Here is a 16,629-nt window from a genome sequence, read left to right on the forward strand (position 1 = left end):
ATTATTTCCCTGAATGCTTCATTAAATCAAAGGGAGACTCCGATGACCATGTATGCCACGCTGGAAGAAGCCATTGATGCCGCTCGTGAACAATTTTTGGCAGATAACCCCGATCTTGAACCTGACGAAGCCAGTGTCGGGCAGTTAAACGTACAAAAATACGTGCTACAGGATGGGGACATCATGTGGCAGGCGGAATTTTTTGCTGACGAAGAGAGTGATGAAGGCGAATGTCTGCCAATGCTGAGCGGCGAAGCGGCGCAGAGCGTTTTTGATGGCGACTATGACGAGATTGAAATCCGTCAGGAGTGGCAGGAAGAAAACACCCTTCATGAATGGGATGAAGGTGAATTCCAGCTGGAACCTCCCCTTGATACTGAAGAGGGTCAAACCGCAGCCGATGAATGGGATGAGCGATAGTTACTCGTAAGGTCCATGATGAATATCGAGCGGTAGCAGCAACGTATCAAACACCAGCGAAAAAGGCAGGTCGAGAATGGTGACGTAGCGCCATGCGGAGTCGCGGACATCCCATTGCACGCCCGGATAGTATTGGTTTCCGTGCCCTTGTCCTGGGATGGTTCGGCTAATAATACTGCCGCATCCGCTCAGGAAGAACACCATGATCCCCACAGCTAATATTCGCACCTGATACCTCCCGACTCTTTTATTCAGTATAAAAAAATACCGGCACCAGGCCGGTATTTTCACGTCATAGAACGCTTATTCTTTCCTGAGCGCCAGCGGGTTCAGAGTCAGCCCCTGATAGTAATTCACCCAAGAAGAATACTTATCAGGTGAATTCCAGACGCGGTAATGTAATCGCGCCATCGTTACTGGATCGCTCAACAAGACCAGGCGGCGGTCACGGTTCAGTTTCTCCGGCGTTTCGTTCAGCGCCTGCTCCACATGACGGTCGCGGGCTATCTCAAGCACGTTGCTGGCACGGTGACGCGCAGTCGCCATTGCCGTTGCCAGAGCGTTAAACGACGGGTTAAACACCGCATGCATAAAGCCGTCGTTCAGCGTACGATTGCGGTTCATCACCAGGTAGGTATCTGTATCTACCAACACCTGCGGCGGAGAATATTCTTCCGGGATCAGGAACAGCTTCCAGCGCTTGGTACGTAACCCAACCGTGGAACGACTGGAAATCACGGAAACAAACGGCGACAGGATCAGCGAGAAAACGATCGGTGCCAACCAGAACAGGAAACGCAGATCCAGCCAGGCCATACCCACAGCCCACACCAGCCCCAGTAATAACTGAGAGCCGTGACGCATAAACGCTTCCCCCCACGGGGTGGAATCGTCATCACGCTGCGGGGAATTCCACACGACTTCCCATCCGAGGAAAGCGCTCACGACGAAGACGGTATGGAACAGCATACGCACCGGTGCCAGCAGCACGGAGAACAGAACCTCCAGCAGCAGCGACAGCGTAACGCGGATGAACCCACCGTACTCTTTCGTCCCTTTACACCAGATGAGCAAAATACTCAGCAGCTTCGGCAGGAACAGCAGCACCATCGTCGAAGCAAACAGTGCTATCGCCAGTTCAGGACGCCACTGCGGCCATACCGGGAACAACTGGCGTGGTTGCAGGAAGTACTGCGGTTCCGTTAACGCGTGAACCACCTGTAATGCCGTAGACAGCGCGAGGAACATAAACCAGAGCGGCGCGGACAGATAGGACATAACGCCGGTCAGGAATACCGCGCGGTGAACCGGGTGCATCCCCTTAACCAGGAACAGACGGAAGTTCATCAGGTTGCCGTGGCACCAGCGTCGGTCACGCTTGAGTTCATCCAGCAGGTTCGGTGGCAGCTCTTCATAAGAGCCCGGCAGATCGTAAGCAATCCACACGCCCCAGCCGGCACGCCGCATCAACGCCGCTTCCACGAAGTCATGGGAGAGGATCGAGCCCGCAAACGAGCCTTCGCCCGGTAACGGCGCAAGCGCACAGTGCTCGATAAACGGCTTCACGCGGATAATTGCGTTGTGGCCCCAGTAGTGTGATTCGCCTAACTGCCAGAAGTGAAGTCCGGCAGTGAACAGCGGCCCATACACACGGGTCGCAAACTGCTGGCAGCGCGCATACAGCGTATCCATACCGGAAGCCTTCGGTGAAGACTGGATAATCCCGGCATTCGGATTGGCTTCCATCAGGCGTACCAGTCCGCTCAGACAGTCACCGCTCATTACGGAGTCCGCGTCCAGCACTACCATGTAGCTGTACTGATTTCCCCAGCGACGGCAGAAGTCATCAATGTTGCCGCTTTTACGCTTCACGCGACGACGACGACGACGGTAGAAAATTTGTCCCTCGCCCTGCACTTCGGCAATCAGCTCCATCCACGCTTTTTGTTCTGCTACGCAGATATCGGGGTTGTAGCTGTCGCTCAGGATGTAAACATCGAAATGCTCAGCATTGCCCGTTGCTTTGACCGACTCCCACGTGGCACGAAGTCCCGCGAAAACGCGGTCAACGTCCTCGTTACAGATAGGCATAATCAACGCGGTACGGTGTTCAGGATTCAGCGGTTCATCCCCTACCGTTGAGGCAGAGATACTGTACTTATCTCGTCCAATCAGCAGTTGCAGGAAGCCCATCAGCGCGGTCCAGAACCCCGCTGATACCCAACAGAAAAGCACGGCAAACAAAATAAGGATGCCGGTCTGGAGCATGTAAGGCAGCAGTTGCATAAAGGAGACCCACAAATCCTGCCCCATCATGTCTGCAGGATTAATGAATGCCCACCCCTGGTACGGAAGGATTGTCTTCATATACCAGGTTGCGACGACCGTTTGCGCCAGTGTTAAGATCAACAGCGTATAGCGACGAATGGTGCCAACGGTACGCCATTTTTGCTCGCTCACTTGTTCTTCTTTCGTCAAACGAGAAAGATAACGCGGCGTCACATCACGCCCTCGCAGACGATCCCAAAAACGGCCGACCGGGTTGGTACGCCAGGGATCGGGGAACATAGAGGTGCGCGTTGCTTTTGGCATCGCCTGTAGCTGATCGCGCCCTTCATCGTCCTTAATCAACTGATCTTTAGCCACAGAATCCGGCCATGCTTGCTCAAGGCGAGCTTTTACAGAACCCTGCGGTGAATCATCTTCGCGCGAGTACGTACGATGCTCAGCATCCAGCGCCTGATGAACGGCGCGGATGTCAGTTTTCGGCAGTGCCGCTTTTTCGATATCCGAAAGCGGCATTGCATCAATATACTCAGTTGTCTTATTCATTGGCAGGTAACTGGTAGCTCCAGGTTTCACTCAGCGTCTGATCGGCATTGACCAGGGCAGCACGCATTTCAGTGGTTTTCTTCACGTCTTTCACTTTCACGCGCAATACCAAACGCCAACCTTTAGTGACCGGATTGTAGCGCACGGTGTTTTCAACGATTTCACCGTTGTCGCCAATACTGGTTTGTGCGGTAACAGGCGTATCCTGCGGCAGCTTTTTCATATCGGTGCCAGTAAAGTCCACCACAAAGGCGATGGTACCGTCAGGCTGACGAATCAGGTTGGACTGTTTAACATCACCGGTAGAACGACGGGTCTGTTGTACCCAGGCATTATCAGGCGCATGAAGCTTGTCTTCATCGCGCGTGAACGTCAGGGTATATTTAAAGTTCATTTCTTTACCGGCTTCAGGCAGTTGATCCGGCGTCCAGTACGCAACGATGTTATCGTTCGTTTCATCGTTAGTTGGAATTTCAACTAACTCAATCTTACCTTTGCCCCAATCGCCTTTTGGCGTGATCCATGCGCTTGGGCGCAGATCGTAGCGATCGTCGATGTCTTCAAAACGCGAGAACTGACGGCCACGCTGCAACAGACCGAAACCTTGCGGATTTTCCATAGCAAAGCTGCTCACCGCGAGATGTTTCGGGTTGTTCAGCGGACGCCAAATCCATTCGCCGTTGCCAGCGTGGATGGACAAACCGTTAGAGTCATGCAGTTCTGGACGATAGTTAGTCGTCGGAGAAGGCTGGTTTGGACCGTACAGGAACATACTGGTTAACGGTGCAACGCCAAGTTTGCCCACTTTGTCGCGCAGAAAAACCTTGGACTGAACATCGACTACCGTGTCACGACCAGGAATGATGACAAAGCGATACGCTCCGGTTGCACGCGGAGAATCCAGTAAGGCATAAATGGTTAAACGTTTATCAGTTGGTTTCGGACGCTCGATCCAAAACTCACGAAAGCGGGGAAATTCTTCACCAGAAGGCAGAGCGGTATCTATCGCGAGACCGCGCGCAGAAAGGCCGTAGACCTGGCCTGCACCCAGAACACGGAAATAGCTGGCACCGAGCATGCTGACGATTTCGTCGTTTTTATCTTTGCTGTTGATCGGATACAGCACTTTGAACCCGGCGAAACCGAGATCTTTTACCGTGTCTTTATCATGCTGAACATCGCCGAAATTAAAGTAATCTGGGCTGTATTTGATTCTTTTCACCGCAGTAGCGGTCACTTCGTTGATTTTGACCGGCGTGTCGAAGTACATACCCTGGTGGTAGAACTCGAGCTTAAATGGGGTCTTAAGATTGCTCCAGTAGGCTTTATCATGATTAAACTGGATCTGCTGATAATCCGCATATTTCATGTCGCGGAAAACGGAGGGCAAGTTACTTTTTGGCGCCTCATAGCCTTTATCGGCTAAGGATTGAGCTTGTTTTGCAACATCATCAATGCTGAATGCCCAGCTCGATGATGTGTACAGCGTTAACATGACTGCTGCACCCAACCAACGCATTTTCATCATTTGTAGTTTATGTTTCATAATTAGTAAGCACTTCCCCCTTTGTGTGCTTATATTGATCCGATCCATTTTAATGGATAATCGGGTATTCCGACAACTGAATCCCTGTATTGTTCGCGCGCTGGCTTATGGTTTAAGCAGGTTCGTCTGCCTGTTTTCACTTTGCGTGCTTATCCTGGAGACAGGTTGTTAGACTTCGTGTAGGGTTGCCTTCGAATGTAACCATTATTCGTCTTAGGGATAAGACGAAAAGTCTGAGAATACATAACTGTCTATGAGCTCTGTATCACCACCACGCGAATATTTTCTTGACTCCATCCGTGCCTGGCTAATGTTGTTAGGGATCCCGTTCCATATTTCATTGATCTACTCCACCCACACCTGGCATGTGAACAGCGCAGAACCATCGTGGTGGTTGACCTTGTTTAATGACTTTATCCATGCTTTTCGCATGCAAGTCTTCTTTGTCATTTCGGGTTATTTTTCCTACATGCTATTTCTACGCTATCCGTTAAAGCGCTGGTGGAAAGTACGTGTGGAACGCGTGGGGATCCCGATGCTAACTGCGATTCCATTGCTTACGCTACCGCAATTTATCATGCTGCAGTACGTGAAAGGAAAAGCAGACAGCTGGCATACTCTCAGCAGCTACGAGAAATACAATGCGCTGGCCTGGGAGCTGATTTCCCATCTGTGGTTTTTACTGGTTCTGGTGGTGTTAACGACCGTAAGCATGTGGATGTTCACCCAGATGAAAAACAGATTAACGCAAAGCGATATCGGCAGTTCGCCTTCGGTGTCGATGACAAAATTAACGCTGATTTTTGCAGTGCTTGGTATCGGTTATGCCGCCGTCAGAAGGACTATTTTCATCTTTTATCCTTCGATTCTCAGCGACGGTATGTTCAATTTTGTCGTTATGCAAACGCTGTTCTATGTGCCTTTCTTTATGCTCGGCGCGCTGGCGTTTATCAATCCTAATTTGAAAGCGCTGTTTACCACACCGTCGCGCGGTTGCACGCTGGGAGCCGCATGCGCATTTGTCGCCTATCTGCTCAATCAGCGCTATGGTAACGGTGATGCCTGGATGTATGAATCTGAATATGTCATTACCATGGTCATGGGCTTGTGGATGGTGAACGTCGTCTTTTCACTTGGTCACCGCTTACTGAATTTCCAGTCAGCCCGCGTGACCTATTTTGTCAACGCATCCCTGTTTATCTATCTGGTGCATCATCCGTTAACACTGTTTTTTGGCGCTTACATTACTCCGCATATCTCGTCGAATCTGCTGGGTTTTCTCTGTGGTCTACTGTTTGTGGTCGGGATTGCGGTAATACTGTACGAAATCCATTTACGCATACCGGTGCTGAAGTTTCTCTTTTCGGGTAAACCACCCGTTAAGCAGGATAAAAACAAGGCCGTAGCCCGTTAGTTTTTCTTTCAACCATTGAGTGATTCAGAGCAACCACTCAATGGGTAACACTGACGCCAGCTTGACCAGCACCCGCTTCCAGAATCCTGTGGCGGGTTCTTTTTTCAGTACCTGTTCACTGCCAGAAAGTCGGTCGACCCAATTAATTCTTCCCCAACGGTCGAGGCGTAGTTGCCAGGCCATATCTCGCTGGCTTTGCATAAACCGCTTATGAATCAACTCTGCCAGCACTTCACTTTCAATCACAAATCCCATTTCCGTATTAAGCAGTGTTGAACGGGGATCAAAATTAAGCGAGCCAATAAACACTTTGCGATCGTCAATGCTGAAGGTTTTCGCATGCAGGCTGGAACCTGAATTACCGGTTAACCCACGATCGTGAACGACCGGGACGCGATCAAGGTTCGGTTTGAGTTCGTATAATTCCACGCCGTAGCGCAGCAGTTTTTTTCTCCAGCGTGCATAGCCAGCATGAACGATTGCCACATCATTCGCCGCCAGTGAATTGGTTAAAATGGCGATCTTGACGCCTTTTCTTACCAGTTTCAGGAGCTGCGCTACACCGGCGCGAGTCGGCACAAAGTAGGCTGAAATGATATCAATACGTTCGGTCGGCGAACCCATCACGTCAAACAAACGCTGTGGTAACAGCGAGTGACGCGGTGCTTTCCCTTCTCCTTTTGCAGGATCATCACTCAGCAAACGCGTTTTTGCCCAAACCAGCGGCAGCGACCGTTGATCAAGATGGGTCATAAACTGGCTGGTTTCCAGCTTGTGCTGATAGCGACGGGTAATATCATCGTTATACCATGATTCGGGCAGCTCAATATGGCGCACAGAATCTGGCTCAGACATCTCAAGCACATTTTTTAACGTTGAAACCGAGCGGCAATGCCAGTAACGCTCAAAATCATCGGCGACATCTTTAACCACCGGCCCAATAGCCATGACGTCCAGATCTGAAAACAGCGGTTGTTTTCCCGCGCCAAAATAGGCATCGCCAATATTACGCCCACCCACGAGGGTCACCACGCCATCAGCGGTATAACTTTTATTGTGCATACGCCGATTAAGTCGGGCAAAGTCAGTTAAATAGCCGAGGGCACGCAGAATGCGAAACGAAAAAGGGTTAAACAGGCGAACTTCTATATTCGGGTGGCTATCCAGCAGGCGCAGCGTGTCATCCAGCCCTGGCGTATTATTATCATCCAGCAGCAAACGCACACGTACGCCACGCTTCGCCGCAGCCAGCAGCACGGAAAAGAGCAATAGCCCGGACATGTCGCTTTCCCAGATGTAATACTGCACATCCAGAGTACGTTCTGCCATTTCCGTTAATCGATAACGAGCAGCAAACGCATCGAGGCTGTCATCCAGCGCAAGAATGCCGCATTCTCCCGGGTGGTTTTCACAAAGTGGCGTGATGGCACGCTCAAGTCGCGTCATATCAGTCCGTGTTAGCATCGTCTTGCTGGGTCAGCAATCTCTTGTAAAGTTGGGCGCTTTCTTCATCAAAACACACGAAGAAGATTTGATCGGGCAGTGCGCGGCGGGTAATAAATTTCAGCACCGTATTTACCGCTATTTCTGCTGCCGCCGCGCGGGGATAACCATAAGCCCCGGTGCTGATTGCCGGAAAAGCAATGGACTGATAGCCATTGGCTAAGGCTAGTTGCAAGCTATTCAAGTAAGCCTCTTCGAGGCGTTCAGCTTCATGATGATCGCCGCCCTGCCAGACGGGCCCCACTGTGTGGATCACCGCTTTGGCGGGCAAATTTCCCGCCAGGGTGATCACCGCATGACCTGTTGGGCATTCACCCTGTTGCTGGATAACCTGCTTGCAGGCCGCCAGCAACGCAGGTCCGGCAGCGCGATGGATTGCACCATCGACGCCACCGCCGCCCAATAGCGATGGATTCGCTGCGTTGACAATCACATCAACAGCGATCGTTGTAATATCGCCATGTAACACATGAACACGTGATTGCATAAGTTCCCCCCTGACAAAACACTATTTGCTAAGTGTACAGCAGGGTTTTCCCGGAAATCTCACTTTTTAACCACACGTGTGCATATGTACGCCAGAATGATTCATTTATATTCAATGTTAAGAATTGCCATGTTTTTCTGTTCATTGAGATAGTGCATTTTGACTGTGGCAATTTGCTGCACATTTTGAGGGGCAGTCGCGACCTGTTGCTGATTGTAGAGACTATTACGAGTGGTGCCGTCGCGCATACATGACAATTCAATTTGCTGATGCCGAGCGTTAACATCGCAAGGTGATTCAACTATTGCACCGCGAAAATGAATAACCCCACCGGTTGAGATTTGCTGCGCCATTGCGGGGAGGGTAAAAAGAGAAATGCTGCACAAGCTGATACTTAGAAAACGCTTTAATAATGTACACATAAGGGTTCCTCAATGATTAGCCATCCTTGAGGGATCGAAATGATCCTTCACCGCTGTGATTAACGATCAAATTAAAACGTTTACACGTTTCTATATTCATAGAACAGCAGTGCATTCCCAGCCACACCCTTAATGCAAATACAGCAAAAAAATCATGGGTGACTGTTTGAGTCTGGCCATTGCTGAGACAGATGCAGAGACTGCCCATCCGAAACGGTAACGATAATTTTGACCGAATCCTCAGGTGAAATATTAAAACTCAGTTTGGTTAATTCAATCGGCCGATTAGCGGGGACTGAAAGGCTTGTTTTCTGCTGCGATTGACTTTGCCCCCCCTGCCCTTTACGTATGGCAAGGACTTGTACCTCACATACGCACGGTTGAGTTAACGTCACCTGAGGAATAATGGTGTAGATATCACCTTGCTGAGTTGTATTGAATGTTATTTGATTTGCCAGCGCGGCAATGAGTAAGAGCGTATGCATCATATTCTCCCGAAAAAAAACAGGGCTCACGCCCTGTTTATTATCAGTCAGAAAACTGAATTAGTGTTGGTTAGCAGTAGCGTTGTTGCCAAAGCCAACCTGCTGAATCAGCACATTGGAGTCAGAAGCTGTCTGATTAACCAACGCACCGTTGCGGCCCCCGAACTGGGTCACGCTAATATCAGCATTTTTTGCATTCCACTGATCGATAGTGGCACTGTTCTGGAAGCCGGTCTGTTTCAGGCTGATAGTACTGTCATCAGCACCCTGGCCAACAACAGCTCCGTTACCACGCCCGTGTTGTGTGATGGTGACATCTGATTTACGCGCATCACTTTGCAAAGCATTCGCAGAGTTGCTTGACCCATATTGATAGATACTCAGTGAAGAGTCTGGGCCATAATTACTGCCGCCACCATGATGATTGCCGCCCCATTGCGGAACAACACCAGCCAGAGCACTGCCAGAAACAACGATTGCTGCGAATGCTGCCACTTTTAAAAGTTTCATGGTAAACCCCCATCGGATTGATTTAAACGTCGTTAATGGATTAGCGTTGAGTCACGCGAATTGCCATTTGCGACTGTCTCTGCACCACAACTGCTGTTTTTTGTGTACCGTACTGGGTAATATTGGCTTTATTACCAGAACCTTTCTGGATAATCACCGCCGTATTACCGTATGAACCTTGTTTAATACTCGCATCATTGGAACTACCCGCTTGATCAATATATGCAAAGTTATATGATCCCGTCTGGTCTGTTTTCGCCCGATTACCAGAACCTTCTTGCGAAATGACTGACAATAACTTCGAGCCCCCCTGGCGAGTATTTGCACTGTTCGCAGTGCCAACCTGACCAATAATGGCTGCCTGATTAAATGAAGACTTACTTAATTCATTTACCGCAAAGTTATATTCTGAATTAGCCAAATCATAACTTGTCGTCGCGGCTGCAATCCCAGGCACACCCAGCATTGTAAACATCATAAATAACAACTTGTTTTTCATGTTGTCACCCTGGACCTGGTCGTACATAAAGTAAAATTAATTACCACTCAAATTGTTGTTAACATGACTTACATTTGTTAACGCCACGTTACGATGAAGAGTATGTCTGCGGAAACATTTTAAATAACTCACCCGCCAGTTGTATTTTTATATTAAGATTCACCCCAAAGTACTAATTAACAGTGAACAACACCGTTGCAGCTCTGGATTTTATTTCTTTTTTAACCCGGCAAATGAATTTCTATGCAGTAACACAAAAAACGCGCTTTCCGTGTTTTCTGGGCTTCGTAGCGAGGTACTTCGATAGTTAACGGTACAAGTCGTGACAACTGTCATTTTTTTTCATCTAAAATTGTCCAACTTCAAGTGAGACAAAAAAACCTGAATTCACTAGAAATAAAAAACCATCTAATCATAAATTTAATCATTATTAATCAATAACATATTATAATTTGTATGATTTTTTAAATCTATGCAATAAAGCTAAAATGTACAACTTTACTATCAAATCTAAACTCCTGGAAAACTCAAAAATCACATTTTAATATATAAATTTACATCCTGTAACATGTTTAACACTTGCTTTAAGATTTGTAATAGCTAGATTGAAATCAGTTGAAGTCCATTTGTTTTAATATTTTCACCCCATTGGGTCGATATTTTATTTCTACACAGCAGTGCAACATCTGCCAGTACTTCTGGGGTCTCTATTTTAGGTGAGGCAACTGTCAGGTGTGCGACTAAAAAAGTGGAGTTTCATCATGTTTAATGAAGTCCATAGTATTCATGGTCATACATTATTGTTGATCACAAAACCTTCCCTGCAGGCAACTGCGTTGTTACAGCATTTAAAACAATCGCTGGCGTTAACCGGAAAACTACATAATATTCAACGTTCTCTGGATGATATTTCCTCCAGCTGCATTGTTCTACTGGATATGATGGAGGCAGATAAGAAACTGATCCATTACTGGCAAGATAATTTGAGCAGAAAAAACAACAGCATAAAGACTTTATTATTGAATACCCCAGATGATTATCCTTATCGGGATATTGAAAACTGGCCGCATATCAATGGCGTATTCTACGCAACGGAAGATGAGCAGCGTGTCGTCAGCGGATTACAAGGTGTATTGCGTGGCGAATGCTACTTTTCACAAAAGCTCGCCAGCTACCTAATCACGCATTCCGGGAACTACCGCTATAACAGCACGGAGTCGGCATTACTTACACACCGTGAAAAAGAGATCCTTAATAAACTGCGTATTGGCGCCTCAAATATTGAAATCGCGCGTTCACTATTTATCAGTGAAAATACGGTGAAAACACATCTTTATAATCTTTTCAAAAAGATAGCTGTCAAAAATCGTACGCAGGCGGTTTCGTGGGCCAATGATAACCTCAGGCGATAAAGCCATGAAACGCTATTTGACCTGGATTGTGGCAGCAAATCTGTTCCTTGCTGCCGGGAATCTACACGCGGCTGTAGAGGTGGAGGTTCCCGGACTGTTGACTGACCACACTGTCTCTTCCATTGGCCATGATTTTTATCGGGCCTTTAGTGACAAGTGGGAAAGTAAGTACACAGGAAACTTAACCATTAATGAAAGGCCCAGTGCACGTTGGGGAAGCTGGATCACCATAACTGTCAATCAGGACGTTATCTTCCAGACTTTTTTATTCCCGACGAAAAGAGACTTCGACAAAATTGTGGTCTTCGCATTGGCAGAAACTGAGGAAGCATTAAATCGTCGGCAAATAGATCAAACACTATTAAGCACGAGCGATTTAGCGCGCGATGAATTCTAAAACATGATTTTGTCCGGAGGCTTTCATGCGTGTCAAACATGCAGTGGTTTTGCTCATGCTGATTTCACCATTAAGTTGGGCCGGAAACATGACGTTCCAGTTCCGCAACCCTAACTTTGGTGGCAACCCAAACAACGGCTCTTTTTTACTGAACAGCGCCCAGGCGCAAAACTCGTATAAGGACCCGAGTGCTGGCGACTACGGGATTGAAACCCCATCAGCGCTGGATAACTTTACCCAGGCGATACAGTCGCAAATACTCGGTGGTTTGCTCACCAATATCAATACCGGTAAGCCGGGAAGGATGGTAACCAGCGATTTTATCGTTGATATCGCCAACCGGGATGGACAACTGCAATTGAATGTCACGGACAGGAAAACGGGGAGAACGTCGACTATTGAAGTGTCGGGTTTACAAAATCAGTCGACGGATTTCTAAATTATAGCCACGAAAGGAAAAAATCATGCAGCGCTTACTTATCATGGTGGCAGTAATTTTACTCAGCGGATGTTTAACAGCCCCGCCGAAAGAAGCCGCGAAGCCGACATTAATGCCCCGGGCTCAAAGCTATAAAGACTTGACACATCTGCCCATGCCTACAGGTAAGATTTTTGTGTCGGTATACAATATTCAGGATGAGACTGGCCAGTTCAAACCTTATCCGGCAAGTAACTTCTCAACCGCCGTCCCGCAAAGCGCCACGGCGATGCTCGTCACCGCATTGAAAGATTCTCGTTGGTTCATACCGCTGGAACGTCAGGGGTTACAGAACTTATTGAATGAACGAAAAATTATTCGTGCGGCGCAGGAAAACGGTACCGTTGCCGTGAATAACCGGATACCACTGCAGTCATTAACCGCGGCTAACATCATGGTGGAAGGGTCCATTATTGGATACGAAAGCAACGTTAAGTCGGGTGGCGTTGGGGCACGCTATTTCGGTATTGGTGCCGATACGCAATATCAACTCGACCAGATAGCGGTAAACCTGCGCGTGGTTAACGTCAGTACCGGTGAAATCCTCTCATCGGTGAATACCAGCAAAACCATCCTGTCTTATGAAGTCCAGGCTGGGGTATTCCGCTTTATTGACTACCAGCGTTTGTTGGAAGGTGAAATTGGCTATACCTCTAACGAACCGGTTATGCTTTGCCTGATGTCAGCGATTGAAACCGGCGTTATCTTCCTGATTAATGACGGGATTGATCGCGGGTTGTGGGATTTGCAGGATAAGAAACAAGTTGATAATGACATTCTGGTAAAATACCGCCATATGTCGGTACCTCCGGAATCCTGAGTGGTCGGGAAGGTACAAAAAGCGTGAGGCATACCCTCACGCTTTTTTTATTTACTGGTCAGCGTCGACGATATTCGATTCTCACGACGAGACGCCAGCCACAATCCGCTGTTTTTCATCGCATAGCCGAATACCAGACCCAGCGCCAGAGATGGCACGACCAGATGCCAGTCCCCCTGCCCTGCAAACGTCGCGCATGCGCCAATAAACGTGCCTGGCACAAATGAAAGCAACCATTGCTTTGCCTGAATACACATCAGAAACGCGACAATTCCCGTCATGACATAACCAATGATGTCCATATGCGGGGCGAGCGCGCTACCGTTAATAATCACCAACGCCCACACCACACCGCTTAGCAGCGTACACGCCGAGATCCACAGCCCTTTCAGTCCACCCTGCGGACAGGCGAAATAGGCCGTGCAGCCCAGAAAGCCAGCCCAACTGAGTAAGCCAAGAGAAACAGCCACCCATCCCCAGATCCCGGAGAGGATGCCCGTTGTGATTGCAATTGAGAGAAGTATGTTCATGCCGCGTATCTTAGCAGAAAAACGGCATAGGAATGAGATCGTGCACACAAATTATGCAAGAGCCTAATTTTTGTTGCAGTTTAAAGTGATCTAAATCACATTTATTCGTCCGTATCTTCCTGCAATTCGTCCCACATTGCACTAATCGCATCGCGCGTTAATGGCGCCATCGTACGCCAGAACGGCGTGCTGGCGTGCGCTTCAACTTTGCCAAGGAACGTACCACACCAGGGCAGCAGGTATTCTACAAACAACGTTTCAAGCGCTTCGCTTTCATCTTCCGCAGACTGGTCTTCAAGCCAGGATGCCGCCAGCAACAACGTACCAATGTGATCTGCCGGCGTATCTGCCAGCGGCATTCCGCGAGCAGAAAGAAATGCGCGAACATCGGATTCTTTCGCCCCTTCTACCCAGGCGCTACGATAAGGCGACACCGCACACTCGTCACCGACAAACAGCGCATTGTAATCCGCAGCCAGCTGAGACATATCGCAGCTCTTTTGCAGACGGGCCAACAGTTCATCCTGTTCCAGCGGCCAGCTGGCGGACAGTTTACCTTCACTAATCAGGGTAAACAGGGGAACCAGTAAAGGGTCCTGCGGTTGGCGGTAAAACAGCGAGCCCAGTACACGGCACAGGATAGAAAACTCGTTCATTGATATATTCCAGTTAGTAACAATTACAGTTCAGCAAATTCCGCGATCGGCTCCATGCCTCGCGATTCCAGAAACGCCAACAGGCGTTTGGGTGTGACGTTTAAAATTCTGTCTTCCGGGAAATTCACATCATCGAGAATTTTACGGCATTCGCCAAATTCTCCCAACGTGAAAGCAGTGTGTGAATCCGATCCTAACGCTACCCAGCCGCCGGCATCCCGTACTGCCGCAGCAACCGCGCGACAATTATCCTCACTACCCTTACGCGAATGTAAAAACGAGGAGTTATTGATTTCCAGCGCGACCTGATATTTTGCTGCAGCCTGTGCAATTGCTGTTATATCAACGGGATACTTTGGATTCCCCGGATGGCTGATGATATGCACATTGCCGCTGGCCATCGTGGCTATCATCGCCTTGGTATTCGTGTCTTTATCGTGAGGTGCAAAAACCGGCTCATGGAAACCCGCAATGATCAGATCCAGAGAGGTAAACATAGGACCTGAACAGTCAATTTCACCTTCAATATTCTTAATATTCGCCTCAATGCCGCGCAGGATCCCTACGCCATCCACAACACGTGGCCAAATGCGCATATTAATAAAGTGCCAGTGATGAGGCGCATCCGCCATATCCGGTCCATGATCAGTAATGGCAAACAACTTGATGCCTTTGCGACGGGCTTCAGCGATGTAATCACTTAAGGTGCTGTAAGCGTGGGTGCTGGCGACGGTATGCATATGCAGGTCAACGGGATACATAACTCTCTCCTGTAGTCATTTTCCGTCAAGGATAGCAGGTATCGTCGCCAATAATACCCTAAATAATTCGAGTTGCAGGCTGGCGGCAAGGGGGTGATACCCGATGAGCTTACTGTAGTAAGTTATTCGGGTGAACAACCGCAGCCAACGCACATGCAGCTTGAAGTATGACGGGTATTTAGCTGAAACCCGGCATCGACTGGCTTGGCTTTAGTAGCCTCGCACGCGATCGACCTGACCCGTAACAGATTTCCCGCTCTCAAGATCCAAAATCGTGCGGGAGATATAGTCCACCGCCTCTGCCGGACGTGTTACGGCAGCAATATGCGGTGTCATGGCCACACGTGGATGTTTCCATAGAGGGCTGGTTTCCGGCAGCGGTTCACGGCTATAGACATCCAGCATGGCACCTTTCACCTTGCCACTGTCCAGCGATGCCAGGAGATCGTCTTCATTGAGATGAACGCCACGCGCCAGGTTCAGCACGTAAGCGCCATCCTGCAATTGGTTGAGTAACTCCGCGTTAATGATGCCCACGGTTTCTGCCGTATTGGGTAGAAGGTTGATAAGCACGCGTGTCTGACTCAGAAACGCGCCTAACTCTTCAGTACCGGCAAAGCTTTCCACACCAGACCAGGATTTACGCGTACGACTCCAGCAGCGCAGCGGGAAGCCCCATGTTTGCAGACTTTCTGCAACTTTCGCCCCTAAAACACCGGCCCCCATGATCCCGACGGTAAACTCATCGCGGGTATATTCTGGCAAAGGTTGCCATTTCGCCTGGTTTTTTAATGCCTGGTAATCATCAAAGCGACGAAACCAGTGCAGTACCTGACTGACCGCATATTCCTGCATTTGCAGGCCCATACCCGTATCTTCCAGACGGAAAAGCGGGATTGAGGCATCCAGCATTTCCGGATGAGTGTTGAGTTTACTGAGGATAGAATCGACGCCCGCGCCCAGCGCAAATACAGCTTTTAATTTTCGTCCGGCGAGCATTTCAACCGGAGGATGCCAGACCAGCGCATAGTCTGCATGGGCATTATCACCCGCTTTCCACTGCCGAACGTTCGCTCCAGGAATGGCCTTTATCAGCGCCTTAAGCCACCAGTTCGTATCGAATGTTGGGTGATAGAAAATTATATCCATATTGTCTCCTGAACATTGTTATGCGGAGCTTTCTCGCACTTATAATCATCATTTTTAGAGGGAACATCAGAGTAGCAAATTTTAGGATGCTGGCAAAAAAAACAATTCCCGCTTATTTAAGCTCCATATTGATTGAAGTTTGTGTAAATGCACGTTTTTTTCAAAAAGTTGATTGACGCCGCAGCGGTATTTCCCTAAATTAGCGCCCGTTCCGGTAGCACAGGAACAACAATATGGTGAGGTGTCCGAGTGGCTGAAGGAGCACGCCTGGAAAGTGTGTATACGGCAACGTATCCGGGGTTCGAATC

At 48.7% G+C, this 16,629-nt stretch carries 19 protein-coding genes; 6 read left to right on the forward strand and 13 right to left on the reverse strand.

Going from position 1 to position 16,629, the window contains the following annotated elements:
- Positions 1–42: 42 nt before the first annotated feature.
- Positions 43–420, forward strand: coding sequence for a MysB family protein (locus OGY15_RS16045; protein WP_187252660.1), 378 nt, complete (start codon positions 43–45; stop codon positions 418–420).
- Here OGY15_RS16045 and OGY15_RS16050 read toward each other — a convergent pair whose 3' ends face one another.
- The 3 genes from OGY15_RS16050 to mdoG all read right to left on the reverse strand — a co-directional run bounded on the left by OGY15_RS16050 (position 421) and on the right by mdoG (position 4,780).
- Positions 421–648: a YceK/YidQ family lipoprotein gene (locus tag OGY15_RS16050; protein WP_087052693.1), complete on the reverse strand. Its 228-nt coding sequence runs from the start codon at positions 646–648 to the stop codon at positions 421–423.
- 75 nt (positions 649–723) lie between these two features.
- Complete coding sequence (mdoH, locus tag OGY15_RS16055) at positions 724–3,252, reverse strand: glucans biosynthesis glucosyltransferase MdoH (RefSeq protein ID WP_151219667.1); 2,529 nt, start codon at positions 3,250–3,252, stop codon at positions 724–726.
- Positions 3,245–4,780 carry a glucans biosynthesis protein MdoG gene (mdoG, locus tag OGY15_RS16060; RefSeq protein ID WP_278238173.1) on the reverse strand — a complete coding sequence of 512 codons (1,536 nt, stop codon included), beginning with the start codon at positions 4,778–4,780 and terminating at the stop codon, positions 3,245–3,247. Before mdoG ends, mdoH begins: the two co-directional genes overlap by 8 nt.
- Positions 4,781–5,051: 271 nt before the next feature.
- On the opposite strand from mdoG, the gene mdoC reads away from it, so the two are divergent.
- The gene (mdoC, locus tag OGY15_RS16065) at positions 5,052–6,212 is read left to right on the forward strand and encodes a glucans biosynthesis protein MdoC (protein ID WP_151219665.1); all 1,161 of its coding nucleotides are present in this window, start codon (positions 5,052–5,054) and stop codon (positions 6,210–6,212) included.
- Positions 6,213–6,236: 24 nt separating this feature from the next.
- Here mdoC and OGY15_RS16070 read toward each other — a convergent pair whose 3' ends face one another.
- The 6 genes from OGY15_RS16070 to csgB all read right to left on the reverse strand — a co-directional run bounded on the left by OGY15_RS16070 (position 6,237) and on the right by csgB (position 10,118).
- Positions 6,237–7,676 carry a phospholipase D family protein gene (locus OGY15_RS16070; protein ID WP_151225222.1) on the reverse strand — a complete coding sequence of 480 codons (1,440 nt, stop codon included), beginning with the start codon at positions 7,674–7,676 and terminating at the stop codon, positions 6,237–6,239.
- Positions 7,660–8,202, reverse strand: a complete 543-nt coding sequence (gene ymdB, locus OGY15_RS16075) for an O-acetyl-ADP-ribose deacetylase (protein WP_151219663.1) — start codon at positions 8,200–8,202, stop codon at positions 7,660–7,662. The genes OGY15_RS16070 and ymdB overlap by 17 nt, the downstream gene beginning before the upstream one ends.
- Positions 8,203–8,303: 101 nt before the next feature.
- Complete coding sequence (locus OGY15_RS16080) at positions 8,304–8,624, reverse strand: YmdA family protein (protein ID WP_151219662.1); 321 nt, start codon at positions 8,622–8,624, stop codon at positions 8,304–8,306.
- A gap of 152 nt (positions 8,625–8,776) precedes the next feature.
- On the reverse strand, positions 8,777–9,109 hold the full coding sequence (gene csgC, locus OGY15_RS16085; protein WP_151219695.1) for a curli assembly chaperone CsgC: 333 nt from the start codon (positions 9,107–9,109) through the stop codon (positions 8,777–8,779).
- Between the two features lie 60 nt (positions 9,110–9,169).
- Positions 9,170–9,619, reverse strand: coding sequence for a curli major subunit CsgA (csgA, locus tag OGY15_RS16090; RefSeq protein WP_151219661.1), 450 nt, complete (start codon positions 9,617–9,619; stop codon positions 9,170–9,172).
- A gap of 40 nt (positions 9,620–9,659) precedes the next feature.
- On the reverse strand, positions 9,660–10,118 hold the full coding sequence (gene csgB, locus OGY15_RS16095) for a curli minor subunit CsgB (RefSeq protein ID WP_151219660.1): 459 nt from the start codon (positions 10,116–10,118) through the stop codon (positions 9,660–9,662).
- A gap of 761 nt (positions 10,119–10,879) precedes the next feature.
- On the opposite strand from csgB, the gene csgD reads away from it, so the two are divergent.
- The 4 genes from csgD to csgG are packed head-to-tail and all read left to right on the forward strand — an operon-like array spanning position 10,880 to position 13,225.
- Positions 10,880–11,530 (forward strand): biofilm master transcriptional regulator CsgD, encoded by a 651-nt coding sequence (csgD, locus tag OGY15_RS16100; RefSeq protein WP_151219659.1) that lies wholly within the window; start codon positions 10,880–10,882, stop codon positions 11,528–11,530.
- 4 nt (positions 11,531–11,534) lie between these two features.
- Positions 11,535–11,927 carry a curli production assembly/transport protein CsgE gene (csgE, locus tag OGY15_RS16105; RefSeq protein ID WP_016152600.1) on the forward strand — a complete coding sequence of 131 codons (393 nt, stop codon included), beginning with the start codon at positions 11,535–11,537 and terminating at the stop codon, positions 11,925–11,927.
- A 25-nt stretch (positions 11,928–11,952) separates the two neighbouring features.
- Entirely contained in the window at positions 11,953–12,366 is a 414-nt protein-coding gene (gene csgF / locus OGY15_RS16110) for a curli production assembly/transport protein CsgF (protein WP_003036084.1), read from the forward strand.
- Positions 12,367–12,391: 25 nt separating this feature from the next.
- Entirely contained in the window at positions 12,392–13,225 is an 834-nt protein-coding gene (csgG, locus tag OGY15_RS16115; protein ID WP_151219658.1) for a curli production assembly/transport protein CsgG, read from the forward strand.
- Positions 13,226–13,272: 47 nt separating this feature from the next.
- Here csgG and OGY15_RS16120 read toward each other — a convergent pair whose 3' ends face one another.
- The 4 genes from OGY15_RS16120 to ghrA form a co-directional block, all read right to left on the reverse strand.
- Positions 13,273–13,755: a DUF1097 domain-containing protein gene (locus tag OGY15_RS16120; RefSeq protein WP_151219657.1), complete on the reverse strand. Its 483-nt coding sequence runs from the start codon at positions 13,753–13,755 to the stop codon at positions 13,273–13,275.
- A 101-nt stretch (positions 13,756–13,856) separates the two neighbouring features.
- Positions 13,857–14,411: a TorD/DmsD family molecular chaperone gene (locus OGY15_RS16125; RefSeq protein ID WP_151219656.1), complete on the reverse strand. Its 555-nt coding sequence runs from the start codon at positions 14,409–14,411 to the stop codon at positions 13,857–13,859.
- A gap of 23 nt (positions 14,412–14,434) precedes the next feature.
- The gene (locus tag OGY15_RS16130) at positions 14,435–15,172 is read right to left on the reverse strand and encodes a phosphatase (protein WP_151219655.1); all 738 of its coding nucleotides are present in this window, start codon (positions 15,170–15,172) and stop codon (positions 14,435–14,437) included.
- A gap of 210 nt (positions 15,173–15,382) precedes the next feature.
- Entirely contained in the window at positions 15,383–16,321 is a 939-nt protein-coding gene (gene ghrA, locus OGY15_RS16135; protein WP_151219654.1) for a glyoxylate/hydroxypyruvate reductase GhrA, read from the reverse strand.
- Positions 16,322–16,629: the final 308 nt, after the last annotated feature.

The organism is Citrobacter sp. Cu231 (genome assembly GCF_030332265.1).
Taxonomy (GTDB): Bacteria; Pseudomonadota; Gammaproteobacteria; order Enterobacterales; family Enterobacteriaceae; genus Citrobacter; species Citrobacter meridianamericanus.